This window comes from Leucobacter sp. M11, assembly GCF_035726885.1.
Classification (GTDB): Bacteria; Actinomycetota; Actinomycetes; order Actinomycetales; family Microbacteriaceae; genus JAPFRB01.
Window position 1 is genome coordinate 130,979 of the sequence record NZ_JAPFRB010000001.1, and the last position, 1,299, is coordinate 132,277.

Genomic DNA, 1,299 nt, shown 5'->3' on the forward strand with positions numbered 1-1,299 from the left:
TCGCCTCGGTGAGGTTCAGCCGCCCGAACAGCCGGTTCTGCACGATTCGGGCGCGCATCGCCCGGCGCACCGTCTCCCAGGCCGCGGCCCGGATCCGGCCCAGCTGCCGCTGTTCCAGGCGGTGCGCGGTCACGGCGGGTAGGGCGTTCAGCGTGCCCAGGATCTGTTGCCCGCGCCGGGACTGCGCGACGCGCTCGGCCGCGTACACCGCAGGGGCGACGCGCAGGTACCAGCGCACCGTGCCCGCGTACAGCGGAACGGTCAGGGCGAATCCCGCGAGGTACCAGGGATTCAGGGTGCCGAGCCCGGCGGCGACGAGCAGGATGGTGAACGCCGACACCGCGACACGGGGCAGGGCGTCGGGCAGGGACTGGGAGATCTGGGCGATGTCCTCGGAGGCCCGGGTCACGACGTCGCCGGTGCCCGCGCGCTCGATGTCCGCGCGCGGGAGGGCCAGCGCGGCGGCGACGTAGTCCTCGCGCAGGTCGGCGACCACGGTCTCGACCATCTGGGCGAGGAGCACCCCGCCCACCCAGGCGAGGAGCCCCGCGGCCACCGCCGCGGCAAGGAGCAGGGCGATCAGCCCCCAGAACGCGGTCGGCACCCCCATCCCCGCGGCTGCGAGCACGGTGTCCACGACGGCCCCGGTCACGAGCGGGAAGACGAGGGCTGCGCCCGCCTCCACGAGAAACAGGGCGAGGATCCCCGCGAATCGCCATCGTTTCCCGGGCAGGGTGCGCCAGAGATACGCGCCGACCCCTCGGCCGGTCGCCACGGGCAGCAGTGCGCCGGGTGCGGCCGTCTCGGCGGGGGCTTCTCGCTCAGTCACGCGCGTCCTCCGTCCCGGCTCGGGCGTGGAGGAGCCGGTCGGCCACGGCCCGGAAGGCCGCGGAGGAGGACACCACGAACGTGGCCCGGGTCGAGCCCGGGCCGTGCCGGAGAGCGCGGACCGCGGCGGCGATGCGCTGCTCGGTCACCGCGTCGACCGAGCTGGTGGGCTCCAGGAGCACGAGCACCTCGGGGTCAGCGGCCAGCGCGCGGGCGAGCGCGAGCCGCTGCCGCTGTCCCCCGGACAGCCCCCAGCCCCCGTCGCCCACCGCCGTGGCGAAGCCCTCGGGCAGCTCCCGTTCGCTGAGCCCCGCGGCCCCGAGGGCCGTCCGCGCCTCCGCCTCCGAGACGGTCGTTTCCCCGCTGGCGCGGACGTTGTCGAGCACCGTTCCGGCGAACACCCCGGGGGTGCGCGGGGGCACCAGCAGCCGTTCGCGGAGCGCCAGCGGGGCCCAGTCGCGCATCGGCACC

General features: G+C 75.9%; 2 protein-coding genes. Both read right to left on the bottom strand.

Translation table 11 applies throughout. The features are described 5' to 3' along the window. A partial coding sequence (locus OOT08_RS00655; protein WP_325090665.1) for an ABC transporter transmembrane domain-containing protein occupies positions 1–829 on the bottom strand: 829 nt, incomplete at its 3' end. Continuing rightward, positions 822–1,299: ATP-binding cassette domain-containing protein (locus tag OOT08_RS00660; protein WP_325090666.1), on the bottom strand; the 478-nt coding region annotated here is incomplete at its 5' end. The genes OOT08_RS00660 and OOT08_RS00655, both read right to left, overlap by 8 nt.